The following is a 17,005-nucleotide window of genomic DNA, read 5'->3' as shown; positions in this document are numbered from 1 at the left end:
GCCATAAATGCTTGCTAGCCATACGGATATAAAGTTTCGCCCCCCCTGTGACCCGGTTTGAATGGACAGGACGCTTTTCAGCTCAGACAGCGCCGGTTCTAAAAAGACTCCAAACGTTTATACACGATTGCGTCAAGAGACCATAATCCAGTCAGTTTCGGCTTCATTGCATTTCCGCTGAATGCAAAAAGTTCCGTGCTATAATGGCGAACTTTAACTTACTATTTATAAGGTTTTAACCATGCAATTTACTCGGTTTTCTGTTTGCGCTCTGATGTTCTTGTCTTTTTCCGCGAATGCGGACGTTCCATTGACTCAGTCCGATCTGATCGGCAGCTGGCAAATCGACAAGGAATCAGTTGATCGCGAAGGTACCAAGTCAAGAAGCTTGAACACTGTTTGGACCTTCAGGGCAGATGGTACGATGGAAGGCATTTCCCAGGAATCGGATGCCCACGCACGGATCGATCAGCTGCGCGCAGTACTCAATTATTCCGTCGAAGACGGTAAACTGGTCAAGCAAGCCGCTCCCGGCCGCTCCAGAATGGAAACCTGCACTGCAGTTGAAAAAGAAAACAACAAAATGATTCTTAAATGCCAATCGGCTTATTTTTTCATGACAAAAAAATAATTAATGTTTATTGATGTTCGATAAAGTCTTTAATTCCTTGTTTATCATGGTGTTTAGCTGCTTTGTCTATTCATTGAAGTACATCAAGATGCAGTAACATTCGACATTTTAAGCAGTAACATTTACAGTAACTCTAAAATACCAATGAGGAGTTACTGTAAATGGCTAAAGAGTTACTGAAAGACAGCGCAATCAAGAGCGCCAAGCCCGATATAAAAGATAAGCGGCTAAATGATGGCGATGGTTTGTATTTGCTCATCAAGCCCAGTGGTGCGCGGTGGTGGCGATTCGACTACAGCATAGACAGTAAGCGCAAGACATTATCATTAGGTACATATCCTGATACCAGTTTAGCGGATGCGAGGCGCAAGGCAGAGGAGGCGCGAAAGCTGGCCGCTAATGGCATAGACCCCAGCGATACAAGGAAGGCAGTGAAAAAGGCCCGTCATGAGGCCACAGAGAACGAAAAAAGAATAAAGGCGGGGTTGCCTATTGTCGGCTCATTCGAGGACATAGCGGGGCAGTGGTTCCGCTCTATCAAGCATCAGATAGCCGAGCAAACCTACAATATCAAGCTGTCCCGGTTTAGAACCTATGTTTTCCCCGTTATTGGCGGCATGGACATTAAAGCGGTCAAATCGCCCGATATTATGGCTGTCATTAAAACTATCGATTCAGGAAAAACAGCCACCGCTAAAGCCCTGAGAGCCGAAATCAGCGCGGTTTTTGGCTATGCAATCGCCCACGGTCTGGCGGATTATGACGTTGCTCAGCCAGTAGCAAAGATGCTGAAATCCCATCAAGGCAATCACCGGCCCGCTCTTACAAATCCCGCTGATGTAGGTAGGCTCTTACGCGATATTGACGCCTATAACGGCACATTTACCGTTAAATCGGCATTAAGGCTGCTTCCGGTGCTATTTTGCCGGCCCGGCGAGCTGAGATTGATGGAATGGGCCGGGATTGATATTGAAGCAAAGGAATGGCGCTATTTGGCATCTAAAACCGGAATCAATCACATCGTTCCCCTTTCTTCCCAAGCAATCAAAATACTGACCGAATTAAGGCCCGTTACAGGGCATTCCGAGTACGTTTTCCCCAAAGGCAGCGATTACACCAAGCCGATGAGCAAGCGGACCATTCAGAACGCATTGCAGATCATGGGTTACGATGATATTCATTGCGCCCACGGATTCAGAACCACGGCTTCAACATTACTGAATGAACAAGGTTGGTCTCCAGATGCCATAGAGCGGCAACTGTGCCATATGCCGAAGGATGCCGTAAGAGCGGCATATAACCGGGCGCAATACCTGGAAGAACGTCGAAAGATGATGCAAGCCTGGGCGGATTATCTGGACAGCTTAAAGAGTGGTGCTGATGTGATTCCGATTGGCAAGCGAGCATAAACACATGGACAATTCACTAGAAAATGCAGGAAATAAAGAAGGCCGATGGTGGTTCCGCTATCCACTCGCCGCACTTATGCTTTATGCGGCCTGGGTTCTAACCAATGAATATCCAGAAGATGAATGGAAAAGTTGGGCTTGCTTGATTTTTGCAGCGGTCCAGGCGCGAGAGCTTTCATTATTGATTTTGGCCGGGGTGTTTATTTACCTATTTTTTAAAGTAGTAGCGATTCTTCCGGCGAGTGTTGCCATTATTATAGGCGCCATAATTATCGCGAACTCTCTTAGCAGAAGATAAGCCGATATAATCGAATTTGACCGGATAGCGCGACGGCGCAACAAACAGGACTCGTTACCCTGTTTCCGGTCAAACCTTTCGTAACGATTGCACTTTAACGGAGTGTTATTTGATGTTTTTTACTGGACCTTCTACAGATGATCCCACACTAATACCTGTACCCCTTTGGCCTCCTGTACCGGGTTTGTTAGATTCAATTACTCTAAAGCTAGATTTTTCTCGGAAGAATGAATGGGGTGCGGATGAATGGCGCACCTATGCCATGTTTCTTGAAATGAAAGGCGCTGGTTTAGTAGTTGACTTGTGTAGGACAAAAATTGCATTGATTGAGCAAAAGAAAAAGGCGAGCCGCCGAAAAATCCAAACTAAACAACCAATAAAACCAATAAAGGGACTTTTATCAATTCTCACTGAGCCTGGTACTAAGCGTGGACGCAAGAAAAGCGATAATTTAGAGTCTTTGGAATATGCAAGGATGGCTTTATTGAAACGGGCTGAGCTTGAGGCAGATGGGCAGAAAGTTACCAACTCACAGGCGCTAGAGGCTGTTTGTAATGATCTTAAATTAACCAGACTGCAACGACAACGAATAATTAACAACAGAAATATTCTCAATCGGATTTCCCATATCAGAAAATCATAAAAATTATTCAAGGTGAGGTTTTTATTTTTTTATGAAAACCCCCTTATTAAGATTTGTTCCGTACTTAATTGAACAGGAATTTATCCTAATGAACACATTACCAAATACTGGCTTTCTTAGACTCCATAACATCATTGGTAATAAGAAAACCAACACCCCCGCAATCATCCCCGTTTCCCGGACATCATGGCTTGAAGGCGTTAAATCCGGCAAATATCCAAAACCTGTAAAACTTGGAGAGCGCTCTGTTGCATGGCGCGTTGATGATATCCGCGAATTAGTCAAAAAGCTCTCAGCACAATAATTATCAATCTACCGTCGTGATGACGGAGGGAATCATAATGAGACTATTCACCACCATGCCCTTAGTACCAACAGCTTTAGCCGCCAGCGCAACCATGAGTTCCTTGGAATTGGTTGATCTAATTAACAAAATGCGAGAGCCAGGACAGGCAGAGCTGGCACACTCTGATTTTATGAAGAAAGTCGTAAAAGTTCTGGGCGAATCTAATGCGGGAAATTTTTCCGGCATCTACAAAGACGGCAGGAACCGTGATAAACCTTGCTACCACCTGCCAAAACGCGAAGCATCGCTAATGGTTATGAGCGAGTCATACAAGGTTCAGGCGGCCGTCTATGATCGTATGGTTGAGCTAGAGAGCAAAACCCTGTTCACCCTGCCAGACTTCACCAACCCGGCAGAAGCGGCGCGGGCCTGGGCCGACGAAGTAGAAGCCAAACAGAAGGCGCTTGAAATCATCGGCAAACAGCAATCGAGCATTGCCGAAAAAGACAATTTAATCCTGGCATCCAATGAGGCAAGTATCAAAGCTGGTGAGATCCTTGTCCGTGAGTTCGTTAAATCCGTCGATATTGTGGACCTGGGAGAGAAACAGTTCTATCAATGGATGAAGAAACATAAATTGATTATGGACAACCGCCAACCATACCAGCAATACGTTAATCGAGGGTTCTTTACTTGGAAACCAACTGAAGAAAAACACGGCGGCGAATATCGGTATACGTTGAGAATTACGCCGAGGGGCAAGGTATGGTTGGCGGCTAAATATATGTCGCTTTTGGATCAGGATTTTACTTAATGCCGCTTTCCCGTGTCGCATAAAAAAGCCCAGAACCGATAAAGAACAGGGCTTCTATTTACTCATCACTGCCGGGAGGCAGAGGACTACACATGAACAATTATACACTCATCATGCGCTTTGCAATAGCCAAAGCTACCACGGCAACAGCAACCTTACTGCCCGAATATACCGCCTTCTTGATCTTTTTGGCATGGGGGGCGTTATGAGATTGACGCCAAGAGAAAAACGCGCACTATCCGCATTGATCAACCGTCCTATCATGCGAGAAAACCTTGATCTGATAGTCGGCTGTTCAAATGGGCCTGACTTAATAGCGGGATTGCGTCGTAAAGGCTTAGCTGTGCCATGTAGCCGAGTTGAAAGGTATGACAAGGACGGGAACGCTTGCTACCCTGGGCAATACAGCCTGACGCCCACGGATAAAGCCACGGCTCACACTTGGTTAAGCGGGAGCGGTCAATATGGGAATTGACAGCATATTGAATCGACTTGAAAAAGTCAGGCGAACCGGCCCCGGCAAATGGATCGCTTGCTGTCCTGCTCATGACGACAAAAGCCCCTCATTGGGGATCAAGCAAGCCGACGACGACAAGATTCTGATTCATTGCTTTGGCGGGTGCGATGTGCAAAGCATTGTCGCCAGCGTGGGCCTGGAATTATCCGACCTGATGCCGCCTAAGCCGCAAGGCTACGACCACACCAGATCCAGAGCGCCACGGTTTAGCAAATCAGAGATGTTCGACCGAGTTGTATTTGAAGCAACCATTTTAAGGCTGGCTATCAGTCAATTATTGATTGGTGCAAGCTTAGCACCGGACGACCTGAAACGAATAAGCCAAGCTGAGGCGCTTATTGATGATGTGGTGAAGGAGTGTGGGCGGTGATTGCAACATTAGATGAACTGCAGGATAGGTATTTTAATCATCAGGACAGCGGCGGCGCGACTAGCAAACCTGAATTTGAACTGGTTGCAGCAAGTGAACTTACCCTTAAGCCTAAGCCGATAAATTGGTTAGTGAGAAACCTACTCGAGCGCGAAAGCATCAGCCTGTTATACGGCGCGCCAGCAAGCGGAAAATCACTGTTTGCACTGGATTGGGGATTTTGCATTGCTAAGGGGATGGGGTGGGAAGGCCGGCCGACACAGCAGGCAGGCGTTGTCATTATCGCGGGTGAAGGTTTTGCCGGATATGCACGACGGCTTAAGGCGTTAGAGATCAAGCATGGAATCAAAGCCCCCGGTAACCTGTTATTGAGCAAGCAGTCCGCGCAATTACAGGCCCCTGGAAGTTGTGACGATGTTGTAAAGGCAATGCAGAAATCAGGCATCAAGCCCGGCTTAATCATCATCGACACATTAAACCGCAATATCGACGCCGACGAGAACAGCAGCCGGGACATTGCCGCCTTTATCTCGAATCTGGATCAGTTCTTTAAGCCATTAGGGGCAGCCGTTTTAGTGGTTCATCACTCAGGCCATAACGAATCCGGGCGCAGCCGAGGAAGTAGTGCCATTCGTGCCGCCATGGATGCCGAATATTGCGTTTCCAAGGACGAAAACACGGTAACTCTATCATGCACTAAGGCTAAAGATTTTGAACCGCCAGAACCGCTAGATTTTGCATTACAACAGGTTTCACTTGATTGGCTAGATGATGAAATGAAGCCATTAACGAGCGTCTATTTAGAGTATTCCGGCAAAACGATCAAACAGCCGAAGAAGCCTAAGTTAAGCGTTCGTGAGCGACAAATACTCGACAGCCTTACCGATGCCTTACGAATTCATGGAATCGAGCCTACAACGGAAATTCGGCAGAAATTCGGCGGCTTTGGAACGGGTACGTTTAAGAACGTCGTACCAATAGAACAATGGCGCGAGTTTGCCTTCAAGGTTATCCCGTCCGATTGTAGTCAGCCGCGCGTTACATTTAAAAGAGCGCGTGACAAGTTTCTGGAACGTAATCTGACAGCCGAGCATGACGGGTATATTTGGCGAATTGATGCCGATGCAGGCGTTACAAAAGCGTTACAAAACGACTCTGTAACGGGTGAAGCCAATGTAACGGCTAAAACGACGGCGTTACATAGCGTTACAGAAAATAAAGAACCGTTAGATCCTATGAATATCAAGGCTTCGAGGGAAGCGTTACATGGCGTTACATAGCGTTACATTTACAAAAGTGTAACGGTTGAGGGGCGTTACATACGTTACACACTCCTATAGGAGTGTAACGCTTGTAACGCCCTATCAACACCGACTTAAAACTTAGCCTTAACGGATACTTTATGACAACGAACAGAATAGAACGAATGTTGAAAAAGCAAGGAGTAAACAATTATGGCGTTTAAAAAAGGACAAAGCGGGAACGCGGCAGGCAGGCCAGCAGGCAAGACACCGGGCGCTAAGCTTAGAAAGGCCATTGAGCAAAGAGCCGATGATATTTTGCAATCGCTTATTGATGCGGCAGTCGGTGGCGATACGGCGGCAGCAAAGGTTCTTATTGACAAGCTTATTCCCAATTTAAAGCCAATAGCGGGGCAATTAACGATAGCCCTGCCTGCTGGCGCGGGATTGGCAGAGCAAGGCGCAGCGGTCATCCAGGCGGCTTTGAATGGATCCATTCCGCCAGATATAGGCAGTCAGTTAATTACCGCGCTGGCGGCACAGTCGAAGATTATTGAAATAGACGAACTCACAAAACGTATCGAAGCACTTGAAGGAAAACAACAATGAGTATTTTAGATGATAACCAACAACCATTAGATGAAGATGAATTTGAACTTCTGGGCGCGCTTGCTGAAATGCTGGTAAATAGCGGTGACCTTGATCCTGAAGTTCTGGAGTTATGGAGCGATACCGATGAATCTTAAAGCCAGATTAGCCAGGATGGAACAAAAACACGCAGTAAAGCCCGTACAGGCGCTTGATTGTCCGAATGCGCGCCAATGGCTGAATGACACTATCACGGCCATTAATAACGGCACACATCAACCAACTAAGCCGAGAAAGCCATTATCACCAGATGCCAGTCCTACGCATAGATGGCTTGATGAAGTACTGAATGAAATAGAGGTAGCATCATGAGCGGCATTAAAACCCGAGTAACAAAGTTAGAAGCCAAGAGCGGCAATGATGACAGGTTGAAATACTGGGCTGTCATTCGGCATCTTGTTTGCCCAAAGTGCAAATATTTGTCAGCGCGCAGAATGTGGAATGTTTTAAACAAGGACAACAAGATAATCATTGATCCCGACGAAACAGAGCAAGCGTTTATTGATAGAGTTAAGGCCGCTCTTAGTGTTCCCGGCAAAATCGTTTCTATTGTTGCCGATGACGGCCACGACCACAGCCAATGCAGAGGGGCATAGAATGAGTACTATTAAAAATCGCTTAATTAAACTTGAGCAATTGCAACCCCGTGAAAAAAAAGGCCCAATTGAATTGATTGGCGTTAGAGTAGGCGAAACCACAGAGGCGGCCTGTGATAGATGGCTTATGGAGAGTCCCGACCGTGAGAGGCCCGAGGACATTATTTTTTTGGTTCCTTTTGAGCAAAAGACAACAGGGGCAGCATGACGAATTGAACTGAATCACAATTAACCATGATCTTTAATTTTTATTGCCGGGAGGCAAAACAATGTATGACAGACTTTTCAATTCTATCGGTAACGGACGTTCAACAATGGGCAATGGATTGTAACCAGGTATTGCTTCACATGGCTGTGATATTGGCATTGGCCACACATCGTAATTAATATTTAATTTATTGTCGGGAGACAACACATGAACTTTGATCTTTTAAACTCATTCGGTAACACGTTGGGACAGGGTATTGGGCAGGTTGGCAATGGCCTAAGCTACATGGACGACGCCATTAGCGCCGGTTACGACAGGGCTAGCGGTTTTGATGCTTTCGGGCTTGGTTCCGGTTTACGTTCGGGCATGGCCGATGCCGGGCTTAGCCAGAACGCCATTGATAATTTAATGAGTGCCGGCAAATGGGGCGCAGGCTTGGGGCTGGCTGGCGCGTTTATGGATGGTGGTCAAGGGGCTATGCAGGGCTTGGGCATGGGCTTATTGGGAGGCGGCTTAGGATCATATCTGCAGCAGCACAATAACGGCACAGACGAGAAGGGCAACATTTTCAACAGCGGCCTTCTTAGTTCTTTGAATCAGGGTATTTCGCCACAATTCCAAAGTTTACCGGTACCGCGGCCAATAGGTCAAAGTAATTGGATGCCTTATCAACCTATGCCTATGATGCCAGTCGGGAGGATTTAATCATGGCGTCATTAGAATTGATCGAGAGAGCATTACGCAACGCGCATAAGGCGGGCGACACTGACGCAGCCAAGCGACTTGCGCGAGCTTATCAAACAACCCGGCAACAATTAGCACAACCGGGCGACCAAAGATCCGAGCGCATTAAGCAACTGGAAGCGGAGCTTGAGCAGCTTAAAGCATACAATCCAGCCGACAGCATGAGCGATACGGAGCGGTTTGTTGCTGGCGCGGGTATGGGTGCCGCTAATTTGGTAAAAGGCGCCGGGCAACGTCTCCGGGGCGTATTACCGGAACAATGGTCTAACAGTCTGGGATTGCCGACAGCCGCAGACGTAGCAGCAAACCGGAAAATTGACAGCCACTTAAAGGACACGACCGCAGGCAGTTTAGGTAACCTTACCGGCGAGATTGCAGCAACCGCCATATTACCGGGCGGCACATGGGCGCAGGCGGCAAAGTCTGGCGCGGCTATCGGTGCTTTGCAACCGACCACAGAGAACGAGAGCGCGATGCAGAACGCGCTAACGGGCGCGGCTGGCGGTGCGCTTGCGCATGGTGCCATAGCCGGGCTTGGCCGCGTATTGCGCCCGGTTCGGTCTGAATTGTCGGCAGCTGAGCAGGCATTAGCGCGTAAGGCGCAGGCAATGGGAATCGACTTAAACGCGGCTCAACTGACCAACTCCAAGCCTATGCGCTGGATAAATTCCGTTATGGATGACTTACCATTGACAGCCGGAGCGCAGCAGACCACCAAAGAAGCGCAACGCAAGCAGTTTAACGCGGCGGTAGCTAAAACGATGGGGACTAATGCGGATAATCTTAATGAAGGCGTCATGTCCGAGACTAAGCAGCGAGTGGGGCGCGCCATCGGTGATATTGCGAGCCGGAACCGGTTTAATCTGGATGATGTGACGCTTAACCGATTGGCACAGCATAGCCATAATGCACAGCGTTTTGAAGCCGGGGATGTTGGGAAGGTTGTAAATAATTATATTGATGACTTCTTAACAAAAGTTAACCGCGGCGGAAAAGTATCAGGCGAAGCTTACCGGAAGTTTGATAGCGAACTTGGGCGCAGGATGCGCGGGACGAGCAACGGCGACCTGAAGCACGCGCTTGGGCAAATCAGAGATACATTGCGTGAGGGTATGGACAAATCCATATCGCCGCAGGATGCCGCGGCGTGGGCGCAATTACGCAAGCAATACGCCAACATGAAAAAGATAGAACCATTGGCGGAAAAGTCGGTTGACGGCAATATCAGCCCGGCGGGTTTGTTGGGCGCGGCTATCAGGAAGGACGGTAACGCGGCTTATCGTTCCAGTGAGCTTAAGGATTTGGGCAAAATCGGCAAAGCCTTTATTCAGGAGCCTGCCAGTTCGGGAACGTCACAGCGTAGCTTCTACACGCAAATGCTGACGAACCCTGCAAGCATTATATCCGGGGGCGCTGGTTTCTTGGTGGGCGGCCCTCATGGTGCGGCTATCGGCGGCCTATTGCCATCCATGCTGACCAGCGGGGCCGCCGCAGTGCCATTGCAGAAGCTGATGAACAGTAAAACGGGTAAAAAGTATCTGACCGAAGGTTTGCTTAAGTCAATACAACAGCTTGAAGCCCCGGCGCAACGGTACTTAGCCGCTCCGGTGGGCGCCAATGGTTTATTGGGCGCTTACAATTAAGAGCTGACATAGAGAGCCGGTTAACCATGCCGGCTTTTTTATTATTTATCAATTTGATAAAAATTAATCATCAATGGATAAGGATGGGTATATTGCAGGGCGGTTATTCATAAGCAAATACTTATGTATTGACGCTTCCCTCAGCCAGGGTACTGGCAAGGTTATAGCAAGGGCGAGTTTAGGGCGAGGGTTCGCCATGATGGTGAACGGGCTAACAATCCTTAGGTCGTCAATGGGGGCATCAACGCAGTGCTTCCTTAATACCCCGAATCGGGTGGTTAACGACGCTGAAACTCAGCATAAATGTAGAGTTTAGGCAGTCAATGTGGCGATGGTTCGACGTGTCTTCGATACCCTGACAGAGGGTAACGGGAATTTAACCGGCGCAATTTTGCGCCCGCTGAATATACATTTGGTATGGTCCTAAATCCTCGTAGCGATTTAAGTCGCTTCCACATTCGCTAATGCCGGGTGGGGATCTTGACGCCGCAATTTTGCTGAGTCCCCCAATACGGGGAGACCTCTTGTTTCAATCTCTACAAAATTGCAGGGTTTTCTTAATGTCTTGCGCTGAAAGATGATCCAAATATGGATCATATTGATATTAAAGGAAAAATCAGCCAAAAGGACGAACAGCCGTCCTTTATCCAAAAGGGGAAAAGTCCTATCTGCCAACGGGAATAGAAAAGGGCGGGATTCCGCCTATTGAAAACTCTAAATATGTGGAATCAACACAATTAGGAAGCTGAGCCGGGTTTTCGGCTCACCTAAAGCGAATCCAGCAGCGGCAGCAAGGCTAAGTCGGCCTTTTTACGGTTGCGTATCGTGGTGATGTGTCGCAAACATTAAACAATCAAATCTCTAGCATGATTCCATGCCAATATGATGATTTATTCTAAAAAACATGGTCTTATATGATGGCACGATTCTTGATATAGGTAATTGTAGGTATTGTTTCCAAAACGCATCACTTGACCGCGCGGAGACCAGCGCGGATACAGCATGAAAACCTCATAAAACATCATATAGCAGGAATTCCTTCTATTCAGTTGACTATCTCACTTTTGACGGCTATGCTTATCTTGCACTGTACATTCAGCGCCGGGCGTGAGAACCCGCATATTCAGGCCAATAGCGCCTTATGGCGTTTTTTTATGCCCATCGTTTTTGCATGGGCCTAGTATCTATGTTCGTTCTGTTATGGCGGGCTTATTTGGGCAGTCTTCGGGCTGGCCGTCTGAATACGGTATTCTCACCCCATTTAAGCCTGCCACCCATCAGTGGCTTATCATCAATAATAATAAGAGATTGCCGTTATGAAAAAAAACAGAGACAAAGCCAGCTCAAAAAGAACAATATACAACTTTAGATAAAATAAAATTCACCCATGCTGAAAACGGCGCGATACGTGCGAGTAATGGGAATACCTCTTTTTCTGACTTGTTTACGATTGGAGCATTTTCACTAACAAGCAAGCACAAATTCACCAGTAAGACAGGGTATAAAGAATATCCAACCGACATAGAAGGCTTAGAAGCGCTTAAATCAAAGAGCGATGGAGCCTTGGACGCAATATCAGACACAATCGCCACGTTAGGCCTAATGCTGGTCTATGTTGATAAGGACGAACTGGGAGACAATCACCTTGGTACTTACGCTTGGTTGGTGGCTGGTCTTGGTGAGCTTTTAGGGCAGTTAACGTTTGAACATAGTGAAATTTGCCATACGCTGAATCATCTTAGTAAACAGAACGAGAAAACTTGAAAAACAAATAACAAATAGGAGCCGACTCATGACAGTCCTTGACGCACACGAAGCCGCTGCATTCCTGCGGGTGCATTACAACACCATTACCATTTGGGCCAAGCAGGGCAAGATCCCAGGCCGAAAAGTCGGCAACCAGTGGCGTTTTATCCGCGAGCATCTAGCCGATTGGATTTCCGGCAATTATACTGAGCAACAAGCGCCAGAAGAGCGCGTTGAACTCAAGATAATTGGAGGAACGAAATGTCAATCTACAAGCGCGGCAGCACGTGGTGGATCAACTTTAGATCACCGAACGGCGAGTACATACAACGACCTGCTAAAACTAAAGCAAGACAAGAAGAATACTTATAGGAACGACACCAAGAGCAGCTAAGTCATAAAACGTCATTCAATGTGAATCATCAAAGCCGGGTAATACCGGCTTTTTTGTGCTCTATGGCTCTTAATTGACAGTTAACTACCTATCTGTTCCAATCCAATATCGGAAGTATTGAATATAATAAAAACAGGGAATATTCGTATGAAAAAATTAATAATAATTTCTGGAATTCTTTTAACTGGATGCGCTAATTTGCTTACTAATGATAACGTTAGATACGCTTCAAATAGAGGACTATGCGACATTGCAGCCGGCTATGGCTTTGCATCTGAGGAAACAAAAGCAATTGCATCTGATGAACTGATTCGCAGAGGCACATTTAATGATTGTATAGAACAACCAAGAGCGGCATCATCCAATTCAAATGCAGATACAAACGCCGCATTAATGCAATGGGGATCGCAAATGATGCAACAAAGCCAGCCTAGAGCTTTAATTGCAGCACCACCAGTACCACCAGCGCCGACTAGAACTAATTGTGTTACATATGCTAATGGAATGACTAGCTGTAATACGTGGTAACTTGTGAGCGGTCTAATTCAATCAAGGCCGGTTTCGACCGGCCTTTTTTGTGCCTGGGTAAAAATCAATGTTACAAAGTAACAATCTTGAGCGTTTTTCAGGCTTAAAGCAGAGTCACAGATAAAAAATGCAGTAACATTTACAGTAACTTAATTATGACGTTCTTCCAATCCCTTTATTTTTGCGGCATTCAGTGCGGCTTATTTTTTCATGACAAAAAAATAATCAGCCGGCAGGTGATCAAGGCAAATGCCTCATCGCTACATAGTGATTGACGCATTTGCCGAAAGACTTAATAAACGTTTTGCCCACATCAATACCGGTGGCGGAGATTTAGCTCGACGGTAAGCGTATTATCGGCGATTTGCTCCCACCCATCCGGCTTTTTACCCTGACGGAAAATCTGTTTATCATTCAGGCGTATTTTTGTTTATCATCGCGCTGATTGCTGATTAAATGCATCTATCCAGCAGAAGCGAGAACGATCTGTTTGTCTTCCCATTATTCCGGTTCTGAACATCTTTCAGGCTCCATCGAGCGCGTCACCTTCCACAGCGAGGCCTCCGGCTTCTGCGTGCTGCGCGTCAAGGTCAAAGGCAACCGTGACCCGGTGACGGTCATTGGCTCGGCCGCCAGCGTATCGGCCGGCGAATTCATCGAGTGCCTGGGCGTGTGGATCAACGACCGGCAGCACGGCTTGCAATTCAAGGCCAAAGAGCTGAAGGTCGTGCCGCCGACCACGTTGGAGGGCATTGAAAAATACCTCGGATCGGGTATGGTCAAAGGCATCGGGCCGCACTTCGCCAAGAAGCTGGTTAAGGCCTTCGGCATCGATGTGTTCGACGTGATCGAGCAAACACCCGAACGTTTGCGGGAACTGCCGGGTATCGGCAGGAAGCGTCAGGAGCAAGTCACGAATGCCTGGTCGGAACAGAAAGCCATCCGCGAGATCATGGTGTTCCTGCAATCGCACGGCGTCGGCACGTCCCGTTCCGTCAGGATTTATAAAACCTACGGTGACGAGGCCATCGCCAAGGTACAGGAAAATCCCTACCGGCTGGCGCTGGATATTCACGGCATCGGTTTCAGGACCGCCGACACGCTGGCGCAAAAACTGGGCATCGGCACGCAGTCCCTGATCCGGGCGCAAGCCGGCGTGCGGCACGTGCTGCAGGAATGGTCCGGCGAGGGGCATTGCGCCGCATTCCGGTATCAGCTGATCGAGATGGCCGTCAGGCTGCTGGAGATCCCCGCTGACATTATCGAGCAGGCGATTGGCGAAGAATTGACCGAGGAAAACCTGGTGTCCGAGATCATAGATGGACAGGAGGCCTTGTTTTTGACGCCGCTGTACCGGGCCGAGATCGGCTGTGCCACGCATTTGCTGCGCCTGAAAGAGGGCAGGCCGCCGTGGGGCGATATCGATGCCGGCAAGGCCATTCCCTGGGTCGAGGAAAAGACCGGTCTGGCGCTTTCGGAGTCGCAAAAGGCCGCGATCGAGCAAGTGCTGAACAGCAAGGTGTCGGTCATTACCGGCGGCCCCGGCGTCGGCAAGACCACGCTGGTCAACAGCATTCTCAAAATTCTCAGAGCCAAGCGCATCAATATCGGCCTGTGCGCCCCGACCGGCCGGGCGGCCAAGCGCCTGGCCGAATCGACTGGCCTGGAAGCCAGAACCGTGCATCGCTTGCTGGAGTTCGACCCCCAGGCTTTTGCCTTCAAGCACAATGACGACAATCCGCTCGCTATCGACTTGCTGGTGATCGACGAGGCCTCGATGATGGACGTGGTGCTGACGAACCAGCTGCTGAAAGCCATACCGACTCACGCCGCCATGCTGATCGTCGGCGATGTCGATCAATTGCCGTCGGTCGGCCCCGGCGCCGTGCTGGCCGACATCATCGATTCCAGACAAATCACTACCGTGCGCCTGACCGAAATCTTCCGCCAGGCGGCAACTTCCAAAATCATCGTCAATGCCCACAAGATCAATCAGGGGCTGGTGCCATCAGCCGAGAAAGCCGATGGCTTGTCGGACTTTTACTGTCTTCATGCCGAAACGCCTGAAGAAGTCTTCGCCAAGCTGATCCAGGTCGTGACCGAACGCATCCCGAAGCGCTTCGGTCTCGATCCGATCGACGACATCCAGGTGCTGACGCCGATGAACCGCGGCGGCCTGGGCGCCCGCTCGCTCAATGTCGAGCTGCAAGCCCGTCTGAACGGCCATAGCGAGCCGAAGATCAGTCGGTACGGCTCCACTTATGCGCCCGGCGACAAGGTGATCCAGAATGTCAATAACTACGACAAGGACGTGTTCAACGGCGACATCGGCCGCATAAAGCGCATCGATCCGGAGGAAAGCCGGCTGTCTATCCGCTTCGATGACCGGGACGTGGACTATGAGTTCAGCGAGCTGGACGAAATAGCGCTGGCCTATGCCACCAGCATCCACAAAAGCCAGGGTTCCGAGTATCCGGTCGTGGTCATGCCGCTGGCCATGCAGCACTACACCTTGCTGGAGCGGAATCTGGTTTACACGGGCGTGACGCGCGGCAAGCAGTTGGTAGTGATCATAACGCAGCCGAAAGCCTTGGGGATGGCGGTCAGGACGCAAAAATCGGGGCGGCGGCTGACCCATCTGGCCGGGCGGTTAAGGCAGGCAGCCAGCGCGGCCTGAGGTAATACCGTGACGCAGTCCTGGTTCAGGCCGGGATGCGGCGTGGTGCTTTCAAGGAGACTGAAACGGCACATCGAAAACCGGATGGTCTGATGCGCTGATTCGTTTCTGGACTTCAGCAGGTTCCGCATCTTGATTCAGTCTTCATCCAACTCCACCCAATCAATTTGTTTTTCGACGATAGTGCTTAATTCCAACGGGGTCAGCGATGCGGTCATCTTCAGCTCCGAGCTGATCTGTTCCAACTGTTCCAAATGCGACACCAACTCGAATAAATCGGTTTGATTGGTATTTTTCTTACGTTTCCTCATGTTTTCGTATCAAAACCCGCTGATATAAATGAATAGTAAAAGTGAAAAATGCGCCGCCGTTTTACGGCACGAGCATTTTTTTGTTCCATTTTATCCTGTTGCAGGGCGGGTGCAATTTAGACTTGGTCTTTGTCTGCTTTTTTATGAAATATCGGGGTGCGGAAGGTAGCCCGGTCAGGATGGTAGTCGCTGTTCCTAACGGGGTAATGGGAAAACAGATTCGACGCGAAAAACCTAAGCTTCTGATATGCAGGAAGAGGTTTTCAACGCGGGTATGTTTGGCAAGAGGCTTTTGCCTAGGAGATCATCATTATGATGGACTATGGCAATGCCTTCTTCGATGTCAGCAATCAATAAGATTTGCCCTAAGAATGGATGGTAACAGCGAGCGATAATCATTTCCGTATGTTCAACTCGTTCTGATTGCTCCCGGGATTCCAGATAAAGTTGATTAAACTGATCCAGGGTTAGTTTTTCAATACTCAACGATTGGCCTAAATAATTGAACTAAAAATAACCCTGATATTGATCCGGTAATATTAAAATACACTTAAAAAATCATTAAAAAACGCTCAATAAAAAAATTGAGACGCCCGTCACGCTGGATAAGCGGTCACATCGAAAGTGGTCAGTGCCAAAATGCCCGATCGCAGCTGCTCTAACCGATTGTTAAGGCCTTGTTTCCCCTTGCCAGGCAAAATTCAACATGTCTGTGATTCCCTTCAGGCCGTACCGAAATTTGAACTGCGAAAGGCGGTGCTTACGCGCGGGACTGAAGTGAGTTTTGTAACCTTCTGATTTTATGTAATTAAGAGGTGATGCTATAACTCAGCTATACTGAAAAGCGGATGTATGAAAAATAACAAATTTTTCCAGGAGAGCATTATGAATTGGTATCTTGACGTGGTGAAGAATAAATATGCCGTGTTTACCGGGCGGGCACAGCGACAGGAGTTCTGGTATTTCATTCTGTTTTATTTTCTCATCTATTTTGCCTTGTCCGTCATTGATCAAGTAACGGGGACGTTTGATGAGGAGACAGGCACCGGTTTACTCAGCGGCCTGTTTATGCTGGCCATGCTGGTTCCATCTCTAGCCGTGGGCGCGAGAAGACTGCATGATATTGGCCGCAGCGGCTGGTGGCAATTGCTTATGCTGATTCCGATTATCGGCGGCCTGATTCTGATTTTCTTTTTTGTCCAGGACAGTCAGCCTGGTGACAATCAATACGGGTCGAATCCCAAGCTCGGTTAAAAGCCGTCCAGACGTGATGCCGCGAGTTGCAATTACCGTTTGTCGCA

At 48.4% G+C, this 17,005-nt stretch carries 22 protein-coding genes; 20 read left to right on the top strand and 2 right to left on the bottom strand.

Features of this window, described 5'->3' with window-relative positions:
* Positions 1-241: 241 nt before the first annotated feature.
* From EK22_RS00155 to EK22_RS00080, 19 genes are all read left to right on the top strand, one after another.
* Positions 242-631 (top strand): hypothetical protein, encoded by a 390-nt coding sequence (locus EK22_RS00155; protein WP_020157047.1) that lies wholly within the window; start codon positions 242-244, stop codon positions 629-631.
* A 161-nt stretch (positions 632-792) separates the two neighbouring features.
* A complete protein-coding gene (locus tag EK22_RS00150; protein ID WP_036246922.1) occupies positions 793-2,040 on the top strand; it encodes a tyrosine-type recombinase/integrase in 1,248 nt (415 codons plus the stop codon).
* A 4-nt stretch (positions 2,041-2,044) separates the two neighbouring features.
* A complete protein-coding gene (locus EK22_RS00145) occupies positions 2,045-2,338 on the top strand; it encodes a hypothetical protein (RefSeq protein ID WP_020157045.1) in 294 nt (97 codons plus the stop codon).
* A gap of 109 nt (positions 2,339-2,447) precedes the next feature.
* Complete coding sequence (locus EK22_RS00140) at positions 2,448-2,981, top strand: hypothetical protein (protein WP_152564960.1); 534 nt, start codon at positions 2,448-2,450, stop codon at positions 2,979-2,981.
* Between the two features lie 88 nt (positions 2,982-3,069).
* Positions 3,070-3,285, top strand: coding sequence for a helix-turn-helix transcriptional regulator (locus tag EK22_RS00135; RefSeq protein WP_036247138.1), 216 nt, complete (start codon positions 3,070-3,072; stop codon positions 3,283-3,285).
* A 37-nt stretch (positions 3,286-3,322) separates the two neighbouring features.
* Positions 3,323-4,081, top strand: a complete 759-nt coding sequence (locus EK22_RS22945; protein ID WP_152564959.1) for a phage antirepressor KilAC domain-containing protein — start codon at positions 3,323-3,325, stop codon at positions 4,079-4,081.
* 464 nt (positions 4,082-4,545) lie between these two features.
* The gene (locus EK22_RS00125) at positions 4,546-4,968 is read left to right on the top strand and encodes a CHC2 zinc finger domain-containing protein (protein ID WP_036246918.1); all 423 of its coding nucleotides are present in this window, start codon (positions 4,546-4,548) and stop codon (positions 4,966-4,968) included.
* On the top strand, positions 4,965-6,248 hold the full coding sequence (locus tag EK22_RS00120) for an AAA family ATPase (RefSeq protein WP_036246916.1): 1,284 nt from the start codon (positions 4,965-4,967) through the stop codon (positions 6,246-6,248). Before EK22_RS00125 ends, EK22_RS00120 begins: the two co-directional genes overlap by 4 nt.
* A 174-nt stretch (positions 6,249-6,422) precedes the next feature.
* Entirely contained in the window at positions 6,423-6,818 is a 396-nt protein-coding gene (locus EK22_RS00115; protein WP_036246914.1) for a DUF5681 domain-containing protein, read from the top strand.
* The gene (locus tag EK22_RS24590; protein ID WP_161786358.1) at positions 6,815-6,955 is read left to right on the top strand and encodes a hypothetical protein; all 141 of its coding nucleotides are present in this window, start codon (positions 6,815-6,817) and stop codon (positions 6,953-6,955) included. Before EK22_RS00115 ends, EK22_RS24590 begins: the two co-directional genes overlap by 4 nt.
* Complete coding sequence (locus EK22_RS24055) at positions 6,945-7,169, top strand: hypothetical protein (protein ID WP_152564958.1); 225 nt, start codon at positions 6,945-6,947, stop codon at positions 7,167-7,169. Before EK22_RS24590 ends, EK22_RS24055 begins: the two co-directional genes overlap by 11 nt.
* On the top strand, positions 7,166-7,453 hold the full coding sequence (locus EK22_RS00110) for a hypothetical protein (protein ID WP_036246912.1): 288 nt from the start codon (positions 7,166-7,168) through the stop codon (positions 7,451-7,453). Before EK22_RS24055 ends, EK22_RS00110 begins: the two co-directional genes overlap by 4 nt.
* A gap of 1 nt (position 7,454) precedes the next feature.
* Complete coding sequence (locus EK22_RS00105; protein WP_036246910.1) at positions 7,455-7,661, top strand: hypothetical protein; 207 nt, start codon at positions 7,455-7,457, stop codon at positions 7,659-7,661.
* A 207-nt stretch (positions 7,662-7,868) separates the two neighbouring features.
* Positions 7,869-8,366 (top strand): hypothetical protein, encoded by a 498-nt coding sequence (locus tag EK22_RS00100; RefSeq protein ID WP_036246908.1) that lies wholly within the window; start codon positions 7,869-7,871, stop codon positions 8,364-8,366.
* Between the two features lie 2 nt (positions 8,367-8,368).
* Positions 8,369-10,048 carry a hypothetical protein gene (locus EK22_RS00095; protein ID WP_036246906.1) on the top strand — a complete coding sequence of 560 codons (1,680 nt, stop codon included), beginning with the start codon at positions 8,369-8,371 and terminating at the stop codon, positions 10,046-10,048.
* A 1,440-nt stretch (positions 10,049-11,488) separates the two neighbouring features.
* A complete protein-coding gene (locus EK22_RS00090; RefSeq protein ID WP_036246904.1) occupies positions 11,489-11,812 on the top strand; it encodes a hypothetical protein in 324 nt (107 codons plus the stop codon).
* Positions 11,813-11,840: 28 nt separating this feature from the next.
* Complete coding sequence (locus tag EK22_RS00085; protein ID WP_036246902.1) at positions 11,841-12,188, top strand: helix-turn-helix domain-containing protein; 348 nt, start codon at positions 11,841-11,843, stop codon at positions 12,186-12,188.
* 147 nt (positions 12,189-12,335) lie between these two features.
* A complete protein-coding gene (locus EK22_RS24050; protein WP_152564957.1) occupies positions 12,336-12,716 on the top strand; it encodes a hypothetical protein in 381 nt (126 codons plus the stop codon).
* A gap of 490 nt (positions 12,717-13,206) precedes the next feature.
* The gene (locus tag EK22_RS00080) at positions 13,207-15,393 is read left to right on the top strand and encodes an SF1B family DNA helicase RecD2 (RefSeq protein ID WP_235209179.1); all 2,187 of its coding nucleotides are present in this window, start codon (positions 13,207-13,209) and stop codon (positions 15,391-15,393) included.
* 137 nt (positions 15,394-15,530) lie between these two features.
* On the opposite strand, the gene EK22_RS24820 is transcribed toward EK22_RS00080, so the two are convergent.
* Positions 15,531-15,704: a hypothetical protein gene (locus tag EK22_RS24820; protein ID WP_020157032.1), complete on the bottom strand. Its 174-nt coding sequence runs from the start codon at positions 15,702-15,704 to the stop codon at positions 15,531-15,533.
* A gap of 234 nt (positions 15,705-15,938) precedes the next feature.
* Positions 15,939-16,190 (bottom strand): hypothetical protein, encoded by a 252-nt coding sequence (locus EK22_RS00075; protein WP_036246900.1) that lies wholly within the window; start codon positions 16,188-16,190, stop codon positions 15,939-15,941.
* 399 nt (positions 16,191-16,589) lie between these two features.
* Here EK22_RS00075 and EK22_RS00070 point away from each other — a divergent pair, with 399 nt between their 5' ends.
* Entirely contained in the window at positions 16,590-16,958 is a 369-nt protein-coding gene (locus tag EK22_RS00070) for a DUF805 domain-containing protein (RefSeq protein WP_027146899.1), read from the top strand.
* The last annotated feature ends 47 nt before the right edge of the window (positions 16,959-17,005 follow it).

Origin of the sequence: Methylobacter sp. BBA5.1 (assembly GCF_000746145.1) — a bacterium.
GTDB lineage: Bacteria > Pseudomonadota > Gammaproteobacteria > Methylococcales > Methylomonadaceae > Methylobacter > Methylobacter marinus.
The sequence above is the reverse complement of the archived record's forward strand: the minus strand, read 5'-3'. Positions and strand labels throughout refer to the sequence as shown.